General features: G+C 50.7%; 20 protein-coding genes and 1 pseudogene. 11 read left to right on the top strand and 10 right to left on the bottom strand.

What is annotated here, in order from left to right:
• The 5 genes and pseudogenes from JSN25_RS16805 to pspA all read right to left on the bottom strand — a co-directional run.
• A pseudogene (locus JSN25_RS16805) lies at positions 1–369 on the bottom strand (sugar phosphorylase); the annotation flags it as partial.
• A gap of 191 nt (positions 370–560) precedes the next feature.
• Positions 561–791, bottom strand: coding sequence for a phage shock protein PspD (gene pspD, locus JSN25_RS16810; protein WP_038640914.1), 231 nt, complete (start codon positions 789–791; stop codon positions 561–563).
• Positions 792–799: 8 nt separating this feature from the next.
• Complete coding sequence (gene pspC, locus JSN25_RS16815; protein WP_004193243.1) at positions 800–1159, bottom strand: envelope stress response membrane protein PspC; 360 nt, start codon at positions 1157–1159, stop codon at positions 800–802.
• Positions 1159–1383, bottom strand: coding sequence for an envelope stress response membrane protein PspB (pspB, locus tag JSN25_RS16820; RefSeq protein WP_038640917.1), 225 nt, complete (start codon positions 1381–1383; stop codon positions 1159–1161). The genes pspC and pspB overlap by 1 nt, the downstream gene beginning before the upstream one ends.
• Before the next feature lie 54 nt (positions 1384–1437).
• Positions 1438–2106: a phage shock protein PspA gene (gene pspA, locus JSN25_RS16825; RefSeq protein ID WP_003020532.1), complete on the bottom strand. Its 669-nt coding sequence runs from the start codon at positions 2104–2106 to the stop codon at positions 1438–1440.
• Between the two features lie 155 nt (positions 2107–2261).
• Here pspA and pspF point away from each other — a divergent pair, with 155 nt between their 5' ends.
• Complete coding sequence (gene pspF / locus JSN25_RS16830) at positions 2262–3251, top strand: phage shock protein operon transcriptional activator (protein WP_160956288.1); 990 nt, start codon at positions 2262–2264, stop codon at positions 3249–3251.
• Between the two features lie 82 nt (positions 3252–3333).
• Positions 3334–3978, top strand: coding sequence for a quinolone resistance pentapeptide repeat protein QnrB12 (locus JSN25_RS16835; protein ID WP_038640920.1), 645 nt, complete (start codon positions 3334–3336; stop codon positions 3976–3978).
• Between the two features lie 95 nt (positions 3979–4073).
• On the opposite strand, the gene JSN25_RS16840 is transcribed toward JSN25_RS16835, so the two are convergent.
• The 4 genes from JSN25_RS16840 to JSN25_RS16855 form a co-directional block, all read right to left on the bottom strand.
• On the bottom strand, positions 4074–4982 hold the full coding sequence (locus tag JSN25_RS16840) for an SDR family oxidoreductase (protein WP_204525160.1): 909 nt from the start codon (positions 4980–4982) through the stop codon (positions 4074–4076).
• Between the two features lie 176 nt (positions 4983–5158).
• Complete coding sequence (locus tag JSN25_RS16845) at positions 5159–5674, bottom strand: 2-oxo-tetronate isomerase (RefSeq protein WP_233593107.1); 516 nt, start codon at positions 5672–5674, stop codon at positions 5159–5161.
• Between the two features lie 10 nt (positions 5675–5684).
• Positions 5685–6131 (bottom strand): DUF421 domain-containing protein, encoded by a 447-nt coding sequence (locus JSN25_RS16850; RefSeq protein ID WP_204525161.1) that lies wholly within the window; start codon positions 6129–6131, stop codon positions 5685–5687.
• Positions 6132–6140: 9 nt separating this feature from the next.
• On the bottom strand, positions 6141–6644 hold the full coding sequence (locus JSN25_RS16855; protein ID WP_204525162.1) for a hypothetical protein: 504 nt from the start codon (positions 6642–6644) through the stop codon (positions 6141–6143).
• A 131-nt stretch (positions 6645–6775) separates the two neighbouring features.
• On the opposite strand from JSN25_RS16855, the gene JSN25_RS16860 reads away from it, so the two are divergent.
• From JSN25_RS16860 to sapF, 6 genes are all read left to right on the top strand, one after another.
• Positions 6776–7168, top strand: coding sequence for a YdeI family stress tolerance OB fold protein (locus JSN25_RS16860; protein ID WP_087856130.1), 393 nt, complete (start codon positions 6776–6778; stop codon positions 7166–7168).
• Between the two features lie 329 nt (positions 7169–7497).
• Positions 7498–9141 (top strand): ABC transporter substrate-binding protein SapA, encoded by a 1644-nt coding sequence (gene sapA, locus JSN25_RS16865; protein WP_204525163.1) that lies wholly within the window; start codon positions 7498–7500, stop codon positions 9139–9141.
• Positions 9138–10103, top strand: a complete 966-nt coding sequence (gene sapB, locus JSN25_RS16870) for a peptide ABC transporter permease SapB (RefSeq protein ID WP_038640933.1) — start codon at positions 9138–9140, stop codon at positions 10101–10103. The genes sapA and sapB overlap by 4 nt, the downstream gene beginning before the upstream one ends.
• Entirely contained in the window at positions 10090–10980 is an 891-nt protein-coding gene (sapC, locus tag JSN25_RS16875) for a peptide ABC transporter permease SapC (RefSeq protein WP_016156640.1), read from the top strand. The genes sapB and sapC overlap by 14 nt, the downstream gene beginning before the upstream one ends.
• A complete protein-coding gene (gene sapD / locus JSN25_RS16880; protein WP_003020556.1) occupies positions 10980–11972 on the top strand; it encodes a peptide ABC transporter ATP-binding protein SapD in 993 nt (330 codons plus the stop codon). The genes sapC and sapD overlap by 1 nt, the downstream gene beginning before the upstream one ends.
• 1 nt (position 11973) lies before the next feature.
• Positions 11974–12780 (top strand): peptide ABC transporter ATP-binding protein SapF, encoded by an 807-nt coding sequence (gene sapF / locus JSN25_RS16885; protein ID WP_038640937.1) that lies wholly within the window; start codon positions 11974–11976, stop codon positions 12778–12780.
• A gap of 40 nt (positions 12781–12820) precedes the next feature.
• Here the strand turns inward: sapF and JSN25_RS16890 are convergent, their stop codons facing one another.
• Positions 12821–13510 (bottom strand): EAL domain-containing protein, encoded by a 690-nt coding sequence (locus JSN25_RS16890; protein ID WP_150345577.1) that lies wholly within the window; start codon positions 13508–13510, stop codon positions 12821–12823.
• Positions 13511–13953: 443 nt separating this feature from the next.
• Here JSN25_RS16890 and fabI point away from each other — a divergent pair, with 443 nt between their 5' ends.
• The 3 genes from fabI to JSN25_RS16905 all read left to right on the top strand — a co-directional run bounded on the left by fabI (position 13954) and on the right by JSN25_RS16905 (position 18120).
• Positions 13954–14742 carry an enoyl-ACP reductase FabI gene (gene fabI / locus JSN25_RS16895; protein ID WP_038640941.1) on the top strand — a complete coding sequence of 263 codons (789 nt, stop codon included), beginning with the start codon at positions 13954–13956 and terminating at the stop codon, positions 14740–14742.
• A 211-nt stretch (positions 14743–14953) separates the two neighbouring features.
• Positions 14954–16096, top strand: a complete 1143-nt coding sequence (locus JSN25_RS16900; protein ID WP_204525164.1) for a carboxymuconolactone decarboxylase family protein — start codon at positions 14954–14956, stop codon at positions 16094–16096.
• 89 nt (positions 16097–16185) lie between these two features.
• Positions 16186–18120 (top strand): exoribonuclease II, encoded by a 1935-nt coding sequence (locus tag JSN25_RS16905; RefSeq protein WP_204525165.1) that lies wholly within the window; start codon positions 16186–16188, stop codon positions 18118–18120.
• Positions 18121–18142 lie beyond the last annotated feature (22 nt).

An 18142-nucleotide genomic window follows, 5' to 3' on the forward strand; every position in this document is an offset into this window, starting at 1 on the left:
CCTGGATTCAGCTAATTGCTTAATATCATTCCAGTCACCGGTTTCTTCGGCAACCTGATAGTAATTAATTACTGAAAAACCATCATCCGATGACCACGGATAAAATGGCAACAGATGCACATGAGAAAATATCGACTTAAGCCATTCATTATAAAACTGATTAAACGTTGGCAGCGGTTTTTTATCTTCCGCGTAAAATTGATCGGCGTAGGTGATCAGAACGACATCACCCTCATCCCAATGCGCTTTACGGTTTTTTTTAATTAATTTTTGTGATTTTTCTAAACGCGCAACCAGCGCTTCATAGTGAAGTGAAGAAAATGTGTCGCCATAGACTTCACTCAGACATTTTTGGATTTTTTGGTTCACCTTCATTTCTCGTGGTAGCGGTCCCATGACGCAAGAGACTACTCTGCCGGAAATAAGCTGTCAATCAGCTGAGGTGGCCTGGAGGGGGGTTAGAAAAGAATTTTGGCAGCCAAAAAATCGTATTTGTGAGCTGCCGCAAATTAACTGAGGGAATGTTGATTAATTGTTGCTTGCTTTTGTTGTTTCGGATATCAGGGTTGATTACCTGAATAGCGTTTCGACAATTTTGTCGCTGCCCGGCTCAACAAAGGTTCAAGTACTAACGCCAGCAACATTTTTAGCGGACGTCGGGCCACGGACTTCACGGCCCACCCTGCTACTCCAGCCGGGCCATAGCGCAGCGCAGTCAGCAGCACCAGCTTACCTGCTATTTTAAAGCCCGGCTTTACCTTTTGCCCGGCACGTTGCCAGCGATTATTCATTTTTAACCTCACAATTGGCGGAAGCGGCTGCGTAATGTGAAGGTATCAGATGTCACATAACGCTCCATCTCACGCAAACGTTTTTCACTTGCAGCCAGCTCACGATCGACAGCATCCAACAGCTCACCGCTTGATGGCTGCTGTTCTCCGGAAACCACGTTGTCCGGCATCGGATCCAACACAAACGTCAGTACGATGTAGGCGACAAAGGTGAAAAAGGCCAGACCAAAAAAGATGGACAGCACCACCAGGATCCGCACCAGTTTCACAGGAACATCGAGATAATGCGCAATACCCGCGCAAACCCCTTTCACCATGCCTTGCTGCGGTATACGCCACAGTTTTTTGTTCAGATTAACGCCCCCCATTAGCGGTCCCTCCAGTTTGGATGTTCAGCATCAAGGATGTCTTCCAGCGCTTGAATGCGCTCACGCATCCGCTGTGCGTCCTGGTTAAGTTCAGCCAGACGCTGTTGTTCACTTTGCGCCAGCTCGCCGCGACTGGAACGATTGCTGTAATGCAGCCAGAGCCAAATCGGTAAGACGAACAGCACAAAGATGGTTAACGGGATGGCCAGAAATAGCGCGCTCATGAGTACTCCTTACAGGTGATGAGCGGCGGCGCGTTCGGGCACCGCCAGATATTATTATTGCTTGTCTTGCTGCATTTTGGCTTTCAATTGCGCCAACTGCTCGCTGATTTCATCATCTGCTTTCAGGTCAGCAAATTGCTGATCCAAAGACTTCTGCTTACCGAAGTTATGGCTTTCAGCTTCAGCTTCCATTTGATCGATACGGCGCTCAAAAGATTCAAAGCGCGCCATCGCTTCATCCAGTTTGCCGCTGTCCAGTTGACGACGAACATCACGGGAAGAGCTGGCCGCCTGATGGCGCAGCATCAATGCCTGCTGACGAGCACGGGTTTCACTAAGTTTGTTTTCCAGTTCACCAATCTCTTTTTTCATGCGCGCCAGCGTATCGTCAACCAGCGTTACCTCATGCTCCAGGGAGGCAATCAGGTCAGTCAGTTTCTGTTTTTCGATTAACGCAGAACGCGCCAAATCTTCTTTCTCTTTGCGCAGCGCCAGCTCTGCTTTTTCCTGCCACTCTGCCTGTTGGGCGCTGGCCTGTTCGATACGACGCGATAACTGTTTCTTTTCTGCCAGAGCGCGTGCGGAGTTTGAGCGCACTTCAACCAGCGTGTCTTCCATTTCCTGGATCATCAACCGCACCAGCTTCTGCGGATCTTCAGCCTTTTCCAGCAACGCATTAATGTTGGCGTTCACGATGTCGGCAAAACGAGAAAAAATACCCATAATGTAATCCTCACTTACTGTTCTGATATCGGGCAATGCCCTGCTGCTGTTCTAATGCACTTCGCATGCCAACTTTTTAATCTATTGAATTATTTGAAAATATCCAATTTTACCTGCCGGGATATATAGGGTAAATTGGTGAATAACACTAACAAATGGTGAATTTCATCATGGCAGGATACAAAGATAATCTTCTGGGCGAAGCGAACAGCTTTATTGAAGTTCTGGAGCAGGTTTCTCATCTCGCGCCGCTGGATAAACCTGTGCTGGTCATTGGGGAACGCGGTACGGGGAAAGAGCTTATCGCCAACCGCCTGCACTATCTCTCCACCCGCTGGCAAGGCCCGTTTATTTCACTTAACTGCGCGGCGCTCAACGAAAATTTACTCGATTCCGAACTTTTTGGTCACGAAGCTGGCGCCTTTACTGGCGCGCAGAAACGTCATCCGGGTCGGTTCGAACGCGCCGATGGCGGCACGCTGTTTCTTGATGAACTGGCGACCGCCCCGATGCTGGTACAGGAAAAACTGCTGCGCGTTATTGAGTACGGAGAACTGGAACGCGTCGGCGGTAGCCAGCCGTTGCAGGTCAACGTACGACTGGTTTGCGCAACCAATGCCGACCTGCCGCGCATGGTAAGTGAAGGCACGTTCCGCGCGGACCTGCTGGATCGTCTGGCTTTTGATGTGGTGCAACTCCCACCGTTACGCGAACGTCAAAGCGACATCATGTTAATGGCTGAACATTTTGCCATTCAGATGTGCCGTGAGATCGGGTTACCGTTGTTTCCAGGGTTCACCGACGAGGCCAAAGAAACGCTCCTCCACTACCGTTGGCCGGGCAATATTCGTGAGCTGAAAAACGTCGTGGAGCGTTCGGTTTACCGGCACGGGACCAGCGAATACCCGCTGAATGAGATTGTGATTGACCCGTTCAGGCGTCACACCACACCGCCGCAGGCGCAGGAAACCAGACCTGCATCCGTAACCTTACCGCTGGATCTGCGTGAATTCCAACAGCAGCAGGAGAAGGAATTTTTGCAAAGCAGCTTACAGCAGGCGAAATTTAATCAGAAAAAAGCCGCTGAATTATTAGGTCTGACCTACCATCAGCTCCGTGCGTTACTCAAGAAACACCAAATTTAGCGTACAGGGGCAGACGTTGGACGCGAGGGTTAAAACAGTTTACCATGATGCAATTACTGTATAAAAAAACAGGTTAATCATGATGACTCTGGCGTTAGTTGGCGAAAAAATTGACAGAAACAGATTCACTGGTGCGAAAGTTGAAAATAGCACATTTTTCAACTGTGATTTTTCGGGCGCCGACCTCAGCGGCACTGAGTTTATTGGCTGCCAGTTCTATGATCGAGAAAGCCAGAAAGGGTGTAATTTTAGTCGCGCTATCCTGAAAGATGCCATTTTCAAAAGTTGTGATCTCTCCATGGCGGATTTCAGGAATGTGAGCGCGCTGGGAATCGAAATTCGCCACTGCCGCGCACAAGGTTCAGATTTTCGCGGCGCAAGCTTTATGAATATGATTACCACACGCACCTGGTTTTGTAGCGCCTATATCACCAATACCAACTTAAGCTACGCCAACTTTTCAAAAGTCGTACTGGAAAAGTGCGAGCTGTGGGAAAACCGTTGGATGGGTACTCAGGTACTGGGGGCGACGTTCAGTGGTTCGGATCTTTCCGGCGGTGAGTTTTCGTCGTTCGACTGGCGGGCCGCAAACTTTACGCACTGTGATTTGACCAATTCAGAACTGGGCGATCTCGATGTCCGGGGTGTTGATTTGCAAGGCGTCAAACTGGACAGCTACCAGGCATCGTTGATCCTGGAACGTCTTGGCATCGCTGTCATTGGTTAATATTCAGGGAGCGGTGCCTGCCGCCCCCTGCCCTTAAACAATATTGTCCGCGCTGGCTTTCCCCCGCGGACGTTTCGACTCAGCGAACATAGACGTCAGAGAGTTCCGGTCCCCCCGTCAGAACACCATACCTGACCGGAGGTATAGCTGTTCTCTTCAGCCGCTAAAGTGACATACAGAGGGGCAATTTCTACCGGTTGGCCTGGCCGACCGAGCGGCGCATTTGCGCCAAATTTCTCAATTTTTTCCTGTGGCTGGCCGCCGCAACACTGCAATACCGTCCAGTACGGTCCAGGCGCGACAGCATTCACACGGATCCCTTTGGGTGCCAGTTGCTTTGCCAGCGATTTAGTAAATGACACTATCGCCGCCTTGGTCTGAGCATAATCAAGCAGGATCTCACTTGGCTCATAAGCCTGTACCGACGAGGTATTAATAATCACGCTGTCTCGTGAGAAATGAGGAACAGCCGCTTTGGTGATCCAAAACATGGCGTAGACATTGGTCTTGAATGTCGCATCAAACTCTTCTGTGGTGAGGTCTTCGATCGATTCGCAAAATTGCTGACGACCGGCGTTATTCACCAGAATATCCAACCCTCCCAGCGCTTCTACCGCCTGTTTTACCAGATGGTTACAGAAAGTTTCGTCACGAATATCACCGGGAATCGCCGCGACTTTTCTCCCTGCTTTTTTTATCAATTCGACAACCTCACGCGCATCGTCCTCTTCTTCAGGTAAATAATTAATCGCGATATCGGCGCCTTCGCGGGCATAAGCAATGGCAACAGCACGCCCAATACCTGAGTCACCTCCGGTAATTAATACCTTGCGACCATTTAACCTGCCGCTTCCCTGATAGCTTTCTTCGCCATGATCGGGACGCGGTTGCATTTTTCCAGCCAGACCCGGAAAAGGTTGTTTTTGATGTGGAAAAGGCGGCTGCGGAAAACGTTCTGAATTAGTTTTATTGGTGGTCTGTTTTCCTTTATTTAGGTCAGTCATTCAATCACCTCTCATGAGTCATCGTTCATCGCAAAGACTAATAAGCGTAGAACAAAATGAATGACATGACCTTTATAATTTACCCACAACTTAATTTTTGCCAAATATTAACCTGGTCCTTACGATGATAACTTCACATTGCGTTGAGATATTTACTCGGATAAGTCCTGGTTTATTTATTTGTTCTTCCAGGCTGAAACTTCTTCAACCAATACCGCAAGGCTAAAACGTACCGCCTTTTCTATAACGTCCTGGCAATCACCGGAAAAATATTCCCGTTTTGTTATTATCCGCCCGCGGAAATTCCACGCAAACCACACCGTTCCTGCGGGAGTACCATCCTCCCCACCCTCCGGCCCCGCATATCCGCTAATGGCTATGCTGATGTCGGTTTCGGCTTGCTCACGTATTCCTACAGACATCTCACTGACCGTTTGCTCACTAACGGCGCTATATTTCTCCAGCGTACTGGCCCGCACGCCGAGCATTTTCTGCTTGGCGCGATCGCTAAAGGTTATAACGCCGATATCATAAAATTCTGCGGTATCCGCCTGTGCACAAAGCGCGGCGGCCAAGTTTCCTCCTGTACAAGATTCTGCGGTAGTCAACGTTAAACCGCGATCAATAAGCGTTTTTGCAACCCGTTTCGTCAGTTCATTGCGTGTTTTTGCGTCATTGTACTCCGTGTTCATTACCGCCTCGCTAATTCTCTTCAGGAATGACAGAAATATGTCCGTTACGTTCCAGAATGGCATATTTGATTTTACTGGATTCGGTAATCCCCTGATTTTGTCGTGCTGCGACTAATATATCGTCAAGAGAAACATCCACTTTCTTCATTTTATCCAATAAAGGGATCCCATGATCAAGCAGGATAACCGGAGAGCCATCCAGTACAGATTCTGCCCCACCTACCTTTTTCTTAATGAAACCAAACAGAATATCAAGAGTAACCAGTGTGACAATCGTGATCATGGCGCCGGTTAGCGAAAAATCATTACCCAATAAGGCTTGCTGAGTTGCTTCACTGATAATCAGTAATAAAATCAGATCGAAGCTGGTCATTTGTAACAATGCCCGGCGACCGGCTATTTTGAAAACCACCAGCAAAATAAGGTAAATGGCTAATGCCCGGAAGACCATCTCCATACCCACCTCCTAAGGATAAATAAATTGTCTGAAGCGGATTTCAGGTTCGCCATTTAGCTGGAGAAAACTCATTACACTTCCTGGCTTCACGGGCGTAACCTGCAGCCAGACAGTAAAATCCTGCGTTGCTTCAGAATCATTGTAGACAAGGTAAAGATCGTTACCCTTGCTGTACATGCTGTCTGGCTGCGGCCAAATACTTTCCATCTCATAAAAGTTGTTGAAATCGCCGCCAATGCGCAACGTCATGTTCACAGAATCATGCTTCTGTGCCGAGATTTTAAATTTAAATTCCGTTTGCAAACGACCAAATTTTTCGAATTGTAACTCTGTTGTGTTTAAGGTGTTTTTTCTCGTTACCTCACTTAAATACCCGCCGGAAAACGCTCCCGCCGTAGCAAGTAAAACAATGCAGAGCAAACAGATAAAACCAATCTTGTGAAAGCCTGATTCAAAATTCAGAAAACGCTGACTCTCTTTCACTCCTTGCAAATGGGCTTTCTCTCTGTTCATTTCACCGCCTCGCTTATATCACACCAATCCTTTGTTTTAATGAAAAATTATCATTTGAGACTTATCCCACTCGCCAGATTAATAAATAGCAACCAAACTTAATAAGTCAAATCAATTTCTATGGAGGCTCTATGAAAATATCTTTCGCCCCCTTACTGTGTTGTTTTTTATTGCCATCAGCGTTTGCCGATGATAATGGTGGATTGAAAAAAGATACCGCCCCGCCACCTGCCCACGCACTGGATGAAGGATATCGCGGCACTGAAGATGCAAGAATCATGACCGTCCAACAAGCTAAAACTATGCATGACGGAGCGACTATCTCTTTACGGGGTAATCTCATTGAGGATCAAGGAGGAGATAAGTTTATCTTCCGTGACAAAACCGGCACGATCAATACGCTTATTCCGCTTGCCGTCTTTGATGGCCGAACGGTAAAACCCGATCAAATGATCAGGATTAACGGTAGCCTTGACGCCAAAATGCAACCGCCGGTGGTACGCGTTAATAAAATCCAGAAGTAATTCGACATACGGGAAGATATTCACTCTTCCCGCCTCATTCTTGTTTATTTTCCTCTGATTCTGCAGACATTCCTCCCACACAACAGACTCATTTTTCCCGTCAGACACCTCCCGCCATTGAATCCGGCGTTTAAGCGAGTCAGAGGTGCCATGAAAATGCTAAGATAACTAATAGAGGATATGCAAAGTGGATAGCAGGTATGAATTTTGACCAACTGGCGATGTTGAATTCGCGGTTATCAACCCTGCAGCCCCCAAACACAAACGGTAATGGCAAATGTCATTAAGTATTAGTAAGATAGCTTCTTTATATATAACCCTTTAAAATTATGCGCCTGGTTTTATCATCTCTGATCGTGATGGCTGGACTTCTGAGTGGTCAGGCTGCAGCTGCGCCTGAGCAGGCCTCGTACGCTGATATTCGTGACAGTGGCTTTGTCTATTGCGTCAGCGGGCAGGTCAATACGTTCAATCCACAAAAAGCGAGCAGCGGTCTCATCGTAGACACATTAGCGGCCCAATTGTATGACCGACTGCTTGATGTCGATCCCTATACTTATCGTCTGGTGCCAGAACTGGCTGAAAGCTGGGAAGTATTGGATAACGGCGCAACCTACCGCTTCCATTTACGTCGCGATGTTCCGTTTCAAAAGACAGCCTGGTTCACGCCCACCCGCAAACTGAATGCGGACGATGTGGTATTTACCTTCGAGCGCATCTTTGATCGCCAACATCCGTGGCACAATATCAATGGCAGCAGTTTTCCCTATTTTGACAGCCTGCAATTCGCCGATAACGTCCAAAGCGTGCGCAAGATGGACAACAACACCGTTGAATTTCGCTTAAATCAACCCGACGCCTCCTTCTTGTGGCACCTTGCCACACATTATGCCTCGGTGATGTCGGCAGAATATGCCGCCAAATTAGCCAAACAGGATCGCCAGGAATTACTTGACCGTCAGCCCGTCGGCACAGGTCCGTATCAACTTTCAGAAAATCGTGCAGGCCAATATATTCGCCTGCAACGGCATGAAAAATTCTGGCGAGGTACCCCCTTGATGCCCCAAGTCGTGGTGGATCTCGGCTCTGGCGGAACCGGCCGTTTATCGAAATTACTGACCGGCGAGTGCGACGTGCTGGCCTGGCCGGCTGCCAGCCAGCTCAGCATATTGCGTGATGATCCTCGACTGCGTTTGACGTTGCGTCCTGGGATGAATATCGCCTATCTGGCGTTCAACACGGATAAACCGCCTTTAAACAACCCTGCCGTACGACATGCGCTAGCGCTGGCCATTAACAACCAACGGTTAATGCAATCTATTTACTACGGTACGGCGGAAACCGCGGCATCTATTTTGCCTCGCGCCTCGTGGGCTTATGACAACGAAGCTAAAATTACTGAGTACAACCCGGCAAAATCGCGCGAGCAATTAAAAGCGCTGGGGCTGGAAAATCTGACGTTACAACTTTGGGTCCCCACCAGTTCTCAGGCCTGGAACCCCAGTCCGCTGAAAACCGCAGAGCTGATTCAGGCTGATATGGCTCAGGTGGGTGTGAAAGTGAAGATCATCCCGGTAGAAGGTCGTTTTCAGGAGGCGCGATTAATGGATATGAACCATGATCTGACGTTGTCCGGCTGGGCAACTGACAGTAACGATCCTGACAGCTTTTTCCGACCAATGCTCAGTTGTGCCGCCATTAACTCACAGACCAACTTTGCCCACTGGTGCAATCCGGAGTTTGACAGCATTTTGCGCAAAGCCCTCTCTTCGCAACAACTCTCCTCGCGAATTGATGCCTACGACGAAGCGCAAAATATTCTCGCGCGCGAGTTGCCGATCCTGCCGCTGGCCTCTTCGCTTCGTTTGCAGGCTTATCGCTATGACATCAAAGGGTTGGTGCTCAGCCCGTTCGGCAACGCTTCTTTTGCCGGGGTTTCCAGGGAAAAGGCTGACGAGGTGAAAAAACCATGATTATCTTCACCCTGCGCCGTTTTTTATTACTGCTGGTCACCCTGTTCTTCCTGACTTTTATTGGGTTCAGCCTGAGCTACTTCACACCTCATGCACCGTTACAGGGCGCATCGCTGTGGAACGCCTGGGTATTCTGGTTCAATGGCCTGATTCACTGGGATTTTGGTGTGTCCAGTATTAACGGCCAGTTGATCTCAGAACAACTCAAAGAGGTGTTTCCGGCGACAATGGAGCTGTGCATTCTGGCCTTCGGTTTTGCACTGATGGTTGGGATCCCGATAGGCATGTTAGCGGGCATAACACGTAATAAATGGCAGGACCGTTGCATCAGCGCATTGGCTCTGATGGGCTTTTCTATTCCGGTTTTTTGGCTGGCGCTGCTGCTGACATTGCTCTTCTCTCTGACCCTCGGCTGGCTGCCCGTTTCCGGGCGTTTTGATCTGCTCTATGAAGTTAAGCCCGTTACCGGATTTGCCATTATCGACGCCTGGATCGCCGACTCGCCCTGGCGCGATGAAATGCTGGTCAGTGCGATCCGCCATATGGTGCTTCCGGTGTTAACGCTCTCCGTTGCACCGACGACGGAAGTTATTCGTCTGATGCGTATCAGCACCATTGAGGTCTTTGATCAAAACTATGTTAAAGCGGCGGCTACTCGTGGTTTGTCACGGTTAACGATTTTACGCCGTCACGTACTGCACAACGCTCTCCCACCGGTTATCCCGCGCCTGGGGTTACAGTTTTCCACCATGCTGACGCTGGCGATGATCACCGAGATGGTCTTTAGCTGGCCAGGTCTTGGCCGTTGGCTGATAAACGCGATTCGCCAGCAGGATTACGCGGCGATTTCGGCGGGTGTGATGGTGATAGGCTCACTGGTTATCATCGTTAACGTCATCTCTGATATTTTGGGTGCTATGGCTAACCCTCTGAAACATAAGGAATGGTATGCCTTACGATAGCGTCTACAGCGAAAAGCGCCCGCCTGGTACGCTGCGCACCGCATGGCGCAATTTTTACGGCGATGCAACCGCAATGATCGGCCTGTATGGCTGTGCGGGACTGGCGATTCTGTGTATTTTTGGTGGTTGGTTCGCGCCTTACGGCATCGACCAGCAGTTTCTCGGCTATCAGCTTTTACCGCCGTCATGGTCGCGCTATGGCGAAGTCTCTTTCTTCCTCGGGACTGATGACCTGGGGCGTGATGTTTTAAGTCGCCTGCTCAGCGGTGCGGCCCCAACCGTGGGCGGTGCGTTTGTCGTAACTCTCGCCGCCACGCTGTGTGGCTTGTTACTGGGGGTGGTTGCCGGAGCAACGCACGGTTTGCGTTCCGCGGTGCTGAATCACATTCTGGACACCCTGCTGTCGATCCCTTCACTGTTGCTGGCGATTATTGTGGTGGCTTTTGCCGGTCCGCATCTGACTCACGCGATGTTTGCCGTCTGGCTGGCGCTGCTGCCGCGGATGGTTCGCTCCGTCTACAGCATGGTGCATGACGAGCTGGAAAAAGAGTATGTTATTGCCGCTCGCCTTGATGGCGCAACCACGCTCAATATTCTGTGGTTCGCCGTTCTGCCCAATATTACCGCCGGGCTTATCACTGAAATCACCCGTGCGCTGTCGATGGCGATTCTGGATATCGCCGCGCTGGGTTTTCTTGATCTTGGCGCGCAGTTGCCATCACCGGAATGGGGAGCCATGCTCGGCGACGCGCTGGAGCTGATTTATGTCGCACCGTGGACAGTGATGCTGCCAGGCGCGGCGATCATGATAAGCGTGCTGCTGGTTAACCTGCTGGGTGATGGCGTGCGCCGCGCAATTATTGCGGGGGTGGAATAATGCCATTACTCGATATCCGCAACCTGACCATTGAATTCAGAACCGGCGACGACTGGGTAAAAGCGGTTGACCGTGTCAGCATGACCCTCAATGAGGGGGAAATCCGCGGACTGGTCGGCGAGTCCGGCTCCGGCAAGAGCCTGATCGCCAAGGCAATTTGCGGCGTCGCCAAAGATAACTGGCGCGTAACCGCAGACCGTATGCGCTTTGATGACATCGATCTCCTGCGCCTTTCCGCGCGTGAACGACGCAAGCTGGTCGGTCATAACGTTTCCATGATCTTTCAGGAACCGCAATCGTGCCTTGACCCGTCCGAGCGTATTGGACGACAGCTGATGCAAAATATTCCAGCCTGGACCTATAAGGGGCGCTGGTGGCAGCGCATCGGCTGGCGCAAACGCCGGGCGATTGAGCTTTTGCACCGCGTCGGGATAAAAGATCATAAAGATGCCATGCGCAGCTTCCCGTATGAACTGACCGACGGCGAGTGTCAGAAGGTAATGATCGCTATTGCACTGGCGAATCAGCCGCGCTTGCTGATTGCCGATGAACCGACGAACGCGATGGAGCCAACGACCCAGGCGCAAATATTTCGCCTGCTGACCCGGCTGAACCAAAACAGTAATACTACCATTTTGTTGATCAGCCATGACCTGCAAATGCTCAGCCAGTGGGCGGACAAAATCAACGTAATGTATTGCGGACAAACGGTGGAAACGGCGCCCAGTAAAGATCTGGTGACGATTCCACATCATCCTTATACGCAAGCGTTGATCCGCGCCATTCCTGATTTTGGTAGCGCGATGCCGCATAAAAGTCGTCTGAATACCATGCCAGGAGCGATTCCATTGCTGGAACAATTACCCATCGGCTGCCGTCTGGGGCCGCGCTGCCCTTATGCTCAGCGTGAATGTATTGAAACCCCACGACTGACCGGAGCAAAGAATCATCTCTACGCCTGTCATTTCCCGCTGAACATGGAGAGAGAGTGAGATGGTAGAAACCCTGCTCGAAGTTCGCAATCTGAGCAAAACCTTTCGCTACCGGACGGGTTTATTTCGCCGCCAGACCGTTGAGGCCGTTAAGCCACTCAGCTTTACCCTGCGCGAACGTCAGACACTCGCGGTTATTGGTGAGAATGGTTCCGGTAAGTCCACGCTGGCAAAGATGTTAGCTGGCATGATTGAACCCACCAGCGGTGAACTGCTGATTGACGATCATCCGCTCCAGTATGGTGATTATTCATTCCGTAGTCAGCGTATCCGTATGATTTTTCAGGATCCGTCAACATCGCTTAACCCTCGCCAGCGTATTTCACAAATCCTTGATTTCCCGCTGCGTCTGAACACCGACCTGGAACCTGAACAGCGTCGCAAACAGATTATAGAAACGATGCGCATGGTTGGACTGTTACCTGACCATGTGAGCTATTACCCGCATATGTTGGCGCCGGGGCAAAAACAGCGTCTGGGGCTTGCCCGCGCGCTTATTTTACGACCTAAAGTGATTATCGCCGACGAGGCCCTTGCCTCTCTGGACATGTCGATGCGTTCGCAGCTCATCAATTTGATGCTGGAATTACAGGAAAAACAGGGGATTTCGTATATCTATGTGACTCAACATATCGGCATGATGAAGCACATTAGCGATCAAGTATTAGTCATGCATCAGGGTGAAGTTGTTGAGCGTGGCAGTACCGCGGATGTTCTGGCCTCCCCGCTGCATGAGCTGACTCGTCGTCTGATTGCAGGGCATTTTGGCGAGGCGCTCACTGCCGACGCCTGGCGGAAAGATCGCTAACAAAGCCGCTGCCCTCCGAAACCGGAGGGCAATTGCGCCATCAGTGACCAACACCGGGTAAGAGCAGTGTCTCGACCTCGTGAAAAACGACTGACGGAAAAACGCTCCCCTGTATCGCCCAGACACCTGCCGCGCTGACGTCATCGATAAGTCGTGATGTTTCGACCCCCTCCACCGCAACGCGATCGCAATATTCCCGGATGTTTTTGATAAGCACCGGGAACATCGGCTTTTCTACCTGTTCAAGGAAGAAACCGCGATCCAATTTAACCACGTCAAAATGACCGCAAACCAGCGGACTTGCCCCGACGTTACCGGAGCCGAGATCGCCCAGCCATAGCGCGTTTGGGCCGTCACAGAGTGAATTAATCAGCAGATTATTCAGGCAAATCGTACTCGACAGAAAACGCTCTGACAGTTCCAGTGCAATAAAGGGCATTGCGTGTAGGGCCGACTTGATGACCGGATCACCAATCGCCAGAAGTGCCATTTCATCGATGAGATGAAGGGTACAGAGCAGATTGTTGCTCTCAAACCAATCACGCTTTTCGGCAATTAACTGAATTTGCTTGAGCATGAAATTACGCTTTTGTTCGCTATTCCACGCTGAAACGACGAAATCTGCATGCAATGGGCGAACCGTATCTGCAGCAAACCGGGCGATCATCTCCACGCCCAGCAACTTATTTGTTGTGTCTCTCATCGGTTCCGCGATGAAATGATAGTGCATAAGACCACTCCAATTGATCATAACCTCCTGATAATGCACTTTTAATCACAATCAATCAATAATATCGATCAATGTATCGATATTGATCGATAAAAACAATATATCATAACAATCTGAATATATGCATATTTTTTGTTTTAAGAAAGTTCCTACCTTGCTATGTTTATTAACATCAGCTAGCGCCTTAATAATACCATTTTAGCGCCTTTAAAGCCTTGTATTTTCTCATTGTCTTCAATGCAATACGGGTCGGGCAAAGCACAACCAGGGGAAGTAATATCCTCGCCATTTGCAATGAATGGTAAGGGTCATTTAGGGTTGATAACCATTCTAAAAGGAACAATGAGTAGGATATAATTTCAGCCCAATTTCGCGCGTTTTTGAGATGGCAATCATCACGCATTGATTGCTACGAAGAAGCAATGACCATAAGGATTAAAGCTATGGGTTTTCTTTCCGGTAAGCGTCTTCTGGTGACGGGTCTTGCCAGTAAATTGTCCATTGCCTGGGGAATCGCTCAGGCAATGCATCGTGAAGGCGCTGAACTGGCGTTCACCTACCAGAACGACAAACTAAAAGGCCGAGTGGAGGAATTTGCCGCTCAACTGGGGTCCAGCATCGTACTACAATGTGATGTTGCCGAAGATGCCAGCATCGATGCGATGTTCGCTGAACTGAGCCACTCCTGGCCGAAATTCGACGGATTCGTGCATTCCATCGGTTTCGCGCCTGCTGACCAGTTGGATGGCGACTATGTGAATGCGGTCACCCGCGAAGGTTTTAAAATTGCTCATGACATCAGCGCTTACAGCTTTGTTGCGATGGCAAAAGCTTGCCGCTCTATGCTTAACCCTGGCTCTGCGCTACTGACGCTATCCTACCTGGGTGCAGAGCGCGCAATCCCTAACTACAACGTGATGGGGCTGGCGAAAGCGTCTCTGGAAGCCAACGTCCGTTACATGGCTAACGCAATGGGTCCTGAAGGTGTACGAGTGAACGCCATCTCCGCAGGTCCAATCCGCACTCTTGCCGCTTCCGGCATCAAAGATTTCCGTAAAATGCTGGCGCATTGTGAAGCGGTGACGCCGATTCGCCGCACCGTGACGATTGAAGATGTAGGCAATTCCGCAGCATTCCTGTGCTCCGATCTTTCTGCCGGCATCTCTGGTGAAGTCGTTCACGTTGATGGTGGCTTCAGCATTGCAGCGATGAACGAGCTGGATCTGAAATAATCGTTTAGTCCTCTGTGGGCGGCCTGCCGTCGCCCATGATTTCACCTCCTCCTCCACTGCCCTGTGCCATATATACTTTTCCGATATTTATTATCACGTAACAATCTTTCATCCCCTCATCGGCTTACGTCAGGATATTGCAGCGCAAACGATCCGGCGTAGGTGTATGACGACGTGTCCGGGTCGCCACTTTTTAGACCAAGGAACGCCCATGGAACAACGCCGCATTGTAGGCAAAAGCCACTGGTATCATGAGACGCAATCCAGCACGTATCCGCAAGATGTTCTGCCGCTGGTGCCGGAGGCCGCTCATGTTGACGACAGCTTTTTACTGGACCTGGCGATACCTCATGACGTGCTTTTACCCTTTCAATCCTGGTTAACCCCTGCCCGTAAACTTGCCCAACTTCTTTTCCCTGCTCACGTCGTACTGGATCGGATGCATACGTTCAGCGCCTATGAACGGATGAGTACAGCCCTGACCGTCGCTCAGGTGTATGGCGTGCAGCGATTGTGTAATCACTATGCCGCGCGCTTAACGCCGCTGCCGGGTCCTGATTCGTCTCGCGAAAGTAATCATCGACTGGCGCAAATCACCCAATATGCGCGCCAGCTCGCCAGTTCACCGGCTGTGATCGGCGAGCGGGACCGTCAGCACCTGGATGCGGTCGGGCTGACCAGCTGCGATAGCATATTGATGAATCAAATCATCGGCTTCGTCGGTTTTCAGGCCCGGGTAGTCGCATTACTTCAGGCCTGCAGCGCTCACCCGGTACGTCGAATACCGGGCCTCGATATACAGCAATTCGCTCACGCTTCGCCATTTAGCGCCACCAACGCCAGCTGGCACGCTGCGCCATTAGAACCCGAGCAGCTGCACTCCCGCGCGAAACCGCGCGCGGATTATCCCAACGAACTGCACGCGCTGCTCCCCCTGCTAGCACATTCACCTGCCGTTTTAGATTTACTTGGGTCACTGATTTCCAGCACGCTACGCAGCGATATGCCGACGCGGGCATTTTCTCTGACGACCCTGATGACATCACGCATCAACGGCAGCGTGTCCTGCTTTAATGAACATGCGCATACGGCATATGAATTAACTGACATCATCACTGTCCTTCGTCAGGATGAACGTGAATTGCAGCGCTGGGAACAACGACATCCGGTTGAGCGCGTCACCCTGCAGGCGGTACAATGGCTCACCCGAGCGCCCGACCGCTTTAGCGCCGCACTGTTAACACCGTTGTTCGATCAGGGTATCTCTTCAGAACAGGCGATTAACCTGCTGGCCTGGAGTGGATTATGCGGATGGTTAAATCGCTTGAAAATCGCGCTGGGCGAGACGTATTAACCGATCCACTTACTTAAAGAGCGCTTGCTGCAACTGACAGAATCGCGTAAAACTGTCAGCCGCTCTTTTAGCCACGAAAATAGACAATTATGCTTCAGGACAACCCGCTGCTAGCGCAGCTTAAACAGCAACTACATTCCCAGACGCCACGTGCTGAAGGGGTGGTAAAGGCCACGGAAAAAGGCTTTGGCTTCCTGGAAGTCGATGCACAAAAAAGCTATTTCATTCCACCGCCGCAGATGAAAAAAGTGATGCATGGCGACCGTATTGTTGCGGTGATCCATACGGAAAAAGATCGTGAGTCTGCTGAACCGGAAGAGCTAATCGAACCCTTCCTGACGCGCTTCGTGGGTAAAGTTCAGGGCAAAAATGACCGTCTGTCCATTGTGCCGGATCATCCGTTACTGAAAGAGGCGATCCCTTGTCGCGCCGCCCGTGGCGTTGAGCATGAATTTAAAGAAGGTGACTGGGCCGTGGCAGAAATGCGCCGCCATCCGCTAAAAGGCGATCGCACCTTCTACGCTGAACTAACCCAATTTATCACCTTTGCGGACGATCATTTTGTCCCGTGGTGGGTCACGCTGGCGCGCCATAATCTCGAAAAAGAAGCACCGGACGGCGTTGCGACCGAAATGCTGGACGAAGGTCTGGTGCGTCAGGACCTGACCGCCCTCAATTTCGTCACCATCGACAGCGCCAGCACCGAAGATATGGACGATGCGCTGTATGCTGAAGAACTGGCCGATGGCAAGCTACAGTTAACCGTTGCTATTGCCGATCCTACCGCCTGGATTGCAGAAGGCAGCAAACTGGATAAAACGGCGAAGATTCGTGCGTTCACCAACTATCTGCCGGGATTCAATATCCCGATGCTGCCACGTGAACTGTCTGACGATCTCTGTTCTCTGCGTGCGAACGAAGTACGCCCGGTTCTGGCTTGCCGCATGATCATTACCGCCGACGGTACGATTGAAGACAACATCATCTTCTTCGCTGCGACTATCGAGTCTAAAGCGAAGTTGGCCTATGACAACGTCTCCGACTGGCTGGAAGGCACCGGCTACTGGCAGCCTGAAAGCGACGCGATTGCTGAACAAATCCGTCTGCTGCATCGTATTTGTCTGAGCCGGGGTGAATGGCGTCATAACCACGCGTTAGTATTTAAAGATCGTCCGGATTACCGTTTTGTCCTCGGTGAAAAAGGCGAAGTGCTGGATATTGTGGCGGAACCGCGTCGCATCGCTAACCGTATCGTGGAAGAGTCAATGATTGCGGCAAATATTTGTGCTGCACGCGTTCTTCGCGACACGCTGGGCTTTGGAATTTATAACGTCCATATGGGATTTGATCCGGCAAACGCTGACGCACTGGCCGCGCTACTGAAAACCCATGGTATGCATGTAGATGCCGAAGAGGTCCTGACGCTGGAAGGCTTCTGCAAACTGCGCCGCGAACTGGATGCGCAGCCTTCCGGTTTCCTCGATAGCCGTATCCGCCGGTTCCAGTCGTATGCTGAAATCAGCACCGAACCAGGTCCGCACTTTGGGCTGGGTCTGGAAGCATATGCCACCTGGACCTCTCCTATTCGTAAGTATGGCGACATGATCAACCACCGTCTGCTTAAGGCCGTCATCAAAGGCGAAACGATTGCCCGTCCGCAGGATGATACGACCCTGCAAATGGCCGAACGTCGTCGTCTGAACCGCATGGCTGAACGCGATGTGGGTGACTGGTTATACGCCCGCTTCTTGAGCGACAAAGCCGGCACCGACGTCCGCTTCGCGGCCGAGATCATTGACGTCAGCCGCGGCGGTATGCGAGTACGTTTAGTGGATAATGGCGCAGTCGCATTTATTCCGGCCCCGTTCCTGCATGCTGTTCGTGACGAACTGGTATGCAGCCAGGAAAGCGGCACCGTACAAATCAAAGGTGAAGTGGTTTACAAAGTCACGGATGTGATTGATGTAACTATTGCCGAAGTGCGGATGGAAACCCGCAGCGTTATCGCACGTCCAGCCGTGTAACATTGATAAAGCTAACGGCCTT

Source organism: Citrobacter cronae (genome assembly GCF_016893685.1).
GTDB lineage: Bacteria > Pseudomonadota > Gammaproteobacteria > Enterobacterales > Enterobacteriaceae > Citrobacter > Citrobacter werkmanii.

Excerpts from the sequence above, each read along its gene's own strand:
- pspD (WP_038640914.1), bottom strand. The coding sequence starts at position 791 with ATGAATAATCGCTGGCAACGTGCCGGGCAAAAGGTAAAGCCGGGCTTT.
- pspC (WP_004193243.1), bottom strand. The coding sequence starts at position 1,159 with ATGGGGGGCGTTAATCTGAACAAAAAACTGTGGCGTATACCGCAGCAA.
- pspB (WP_038640917.1), bottom strand. The coding sequence starts at position 1,383 with ATGAGCGCGCTATTTCTGGCCATCCCGTTAACCATCTTTGTGCTGTTC.
- pspA (WP_003020532.1), bottom strand. The coding sequence starts at position 2,106 with ATGGGTATTTTTTCTCGTTTTGCCGACATCGTGAACGCCAACATTAAT.
- pspF (WP_160956288.1), top strand. The coding sequence starts at position 2,262 with ATGGTGAATTTCATCATGGCAGGATACAAAGATAATCTTCTGGGCGAA.
- JSN25_RS16835 (WP_038640920.1), top strand. The coding sequence starts at position 3,334 with ATGACTCTGGCGTTAGTTGGCGAAAAAATTGACAGAAACAGATTCACT.
- JSN25_RS16840 (WP_204525160.1), bottom strand. The coding sequence starts at position 4,982 with ATGACTGACCTAAATAAAGGAAAACAGACCACCAATAAAACTAATTCA.
- JSN25_RS16845 (WP_233593107.1), bottom strand. The coding sequence starts at position 5,674 with ATGAACACGGAGTACAATGACGCAAAAACACGCAATGAACTGACGAAA.
- JSN25_RS16850 (WP_204525161.1), bottom strand. The coding sequence starts at position 6,131 with ATGGAGATGGTCTTCCGGGCATTAGCCATTTACCTTATTTTGCTGGTG.
- JSN25_RS16855 (WP_204525162.1), bottom strand. The coding sequence starts at position 6,644 with ATGAACAGAGAGAAAGCCCATTTGCAAGGAGTGAAAGAGAGTCAGCGT.
- JSN25_RS16860 (WP_087856130.1), top strand. The coding sequence starts at position 6,776 with ATGAAAATATCTTTCGCCCCCTTACTGTGTTGTTTTTTATTGCCATCA.
- sapA (WP_204525163.1), top strand. The coding sequence starts at position 7,498 with ATGCGCCTGGTTTTATCATCTCTGATCGTGATGGCTGGACTTCTGAGT.
- sapB (WP_038640933.1), top strand. The coding sequence starts at position 9,138 with ATGATTATCTTCACCCTGCGCCGTTTTTTATTACTGCTGGTCACCCTG.
- sapC (WP_016156640.1), top strand. The coding sequence starts at position 10,090 with ATGCCTTACGATAGCGTCTACAGCGAAAAGCGCCCGCCTGGTACGCTG.
- sapD (WP_003020556.1), top strand. The coding sequence starts at position 10,980 with ATGCCATTACTCGATATCCGCAACCTGACCATTGAATTCAGAACCGGC.
- sapF (WP_038640937.1), top strand. The coding sequence starts at position 11,974 with ATGGTAGAAACCCTGCTCGAAGTTCGCAATCTGAGCAAAACCTTTCGC.
- JSN25_RS16890 (WP_150345577.1), bottom strand. The coding sequence starts at position 13,510 with ATGCACTATCATTTCATCGCGGAACCGATGAGAGACACAACAAATAAG.
- fabI (WP_038640941.1), top strand. The coding sequence starts at position 13,954 with ATGGGTTTTCTTTCCGGTAAGCGTCTTCTGGTGACGGGTCTTGCCAGT.
- JSN25_RS16900 (WP_204525164.1), top strand. The coding sequence starts at position 14,954 with ATGGAACAACGCCGCATTGTAGGCAAAAGCCACTGGTATCATGAGACG.
- JSN25_RS16905 (WP_204525165.1), top strand. The coding sequence starts at position 16,186 with ATGCTTCAGGACAACCCGCTGCTAGCGCAGCTTAAACAGCAACTACAT.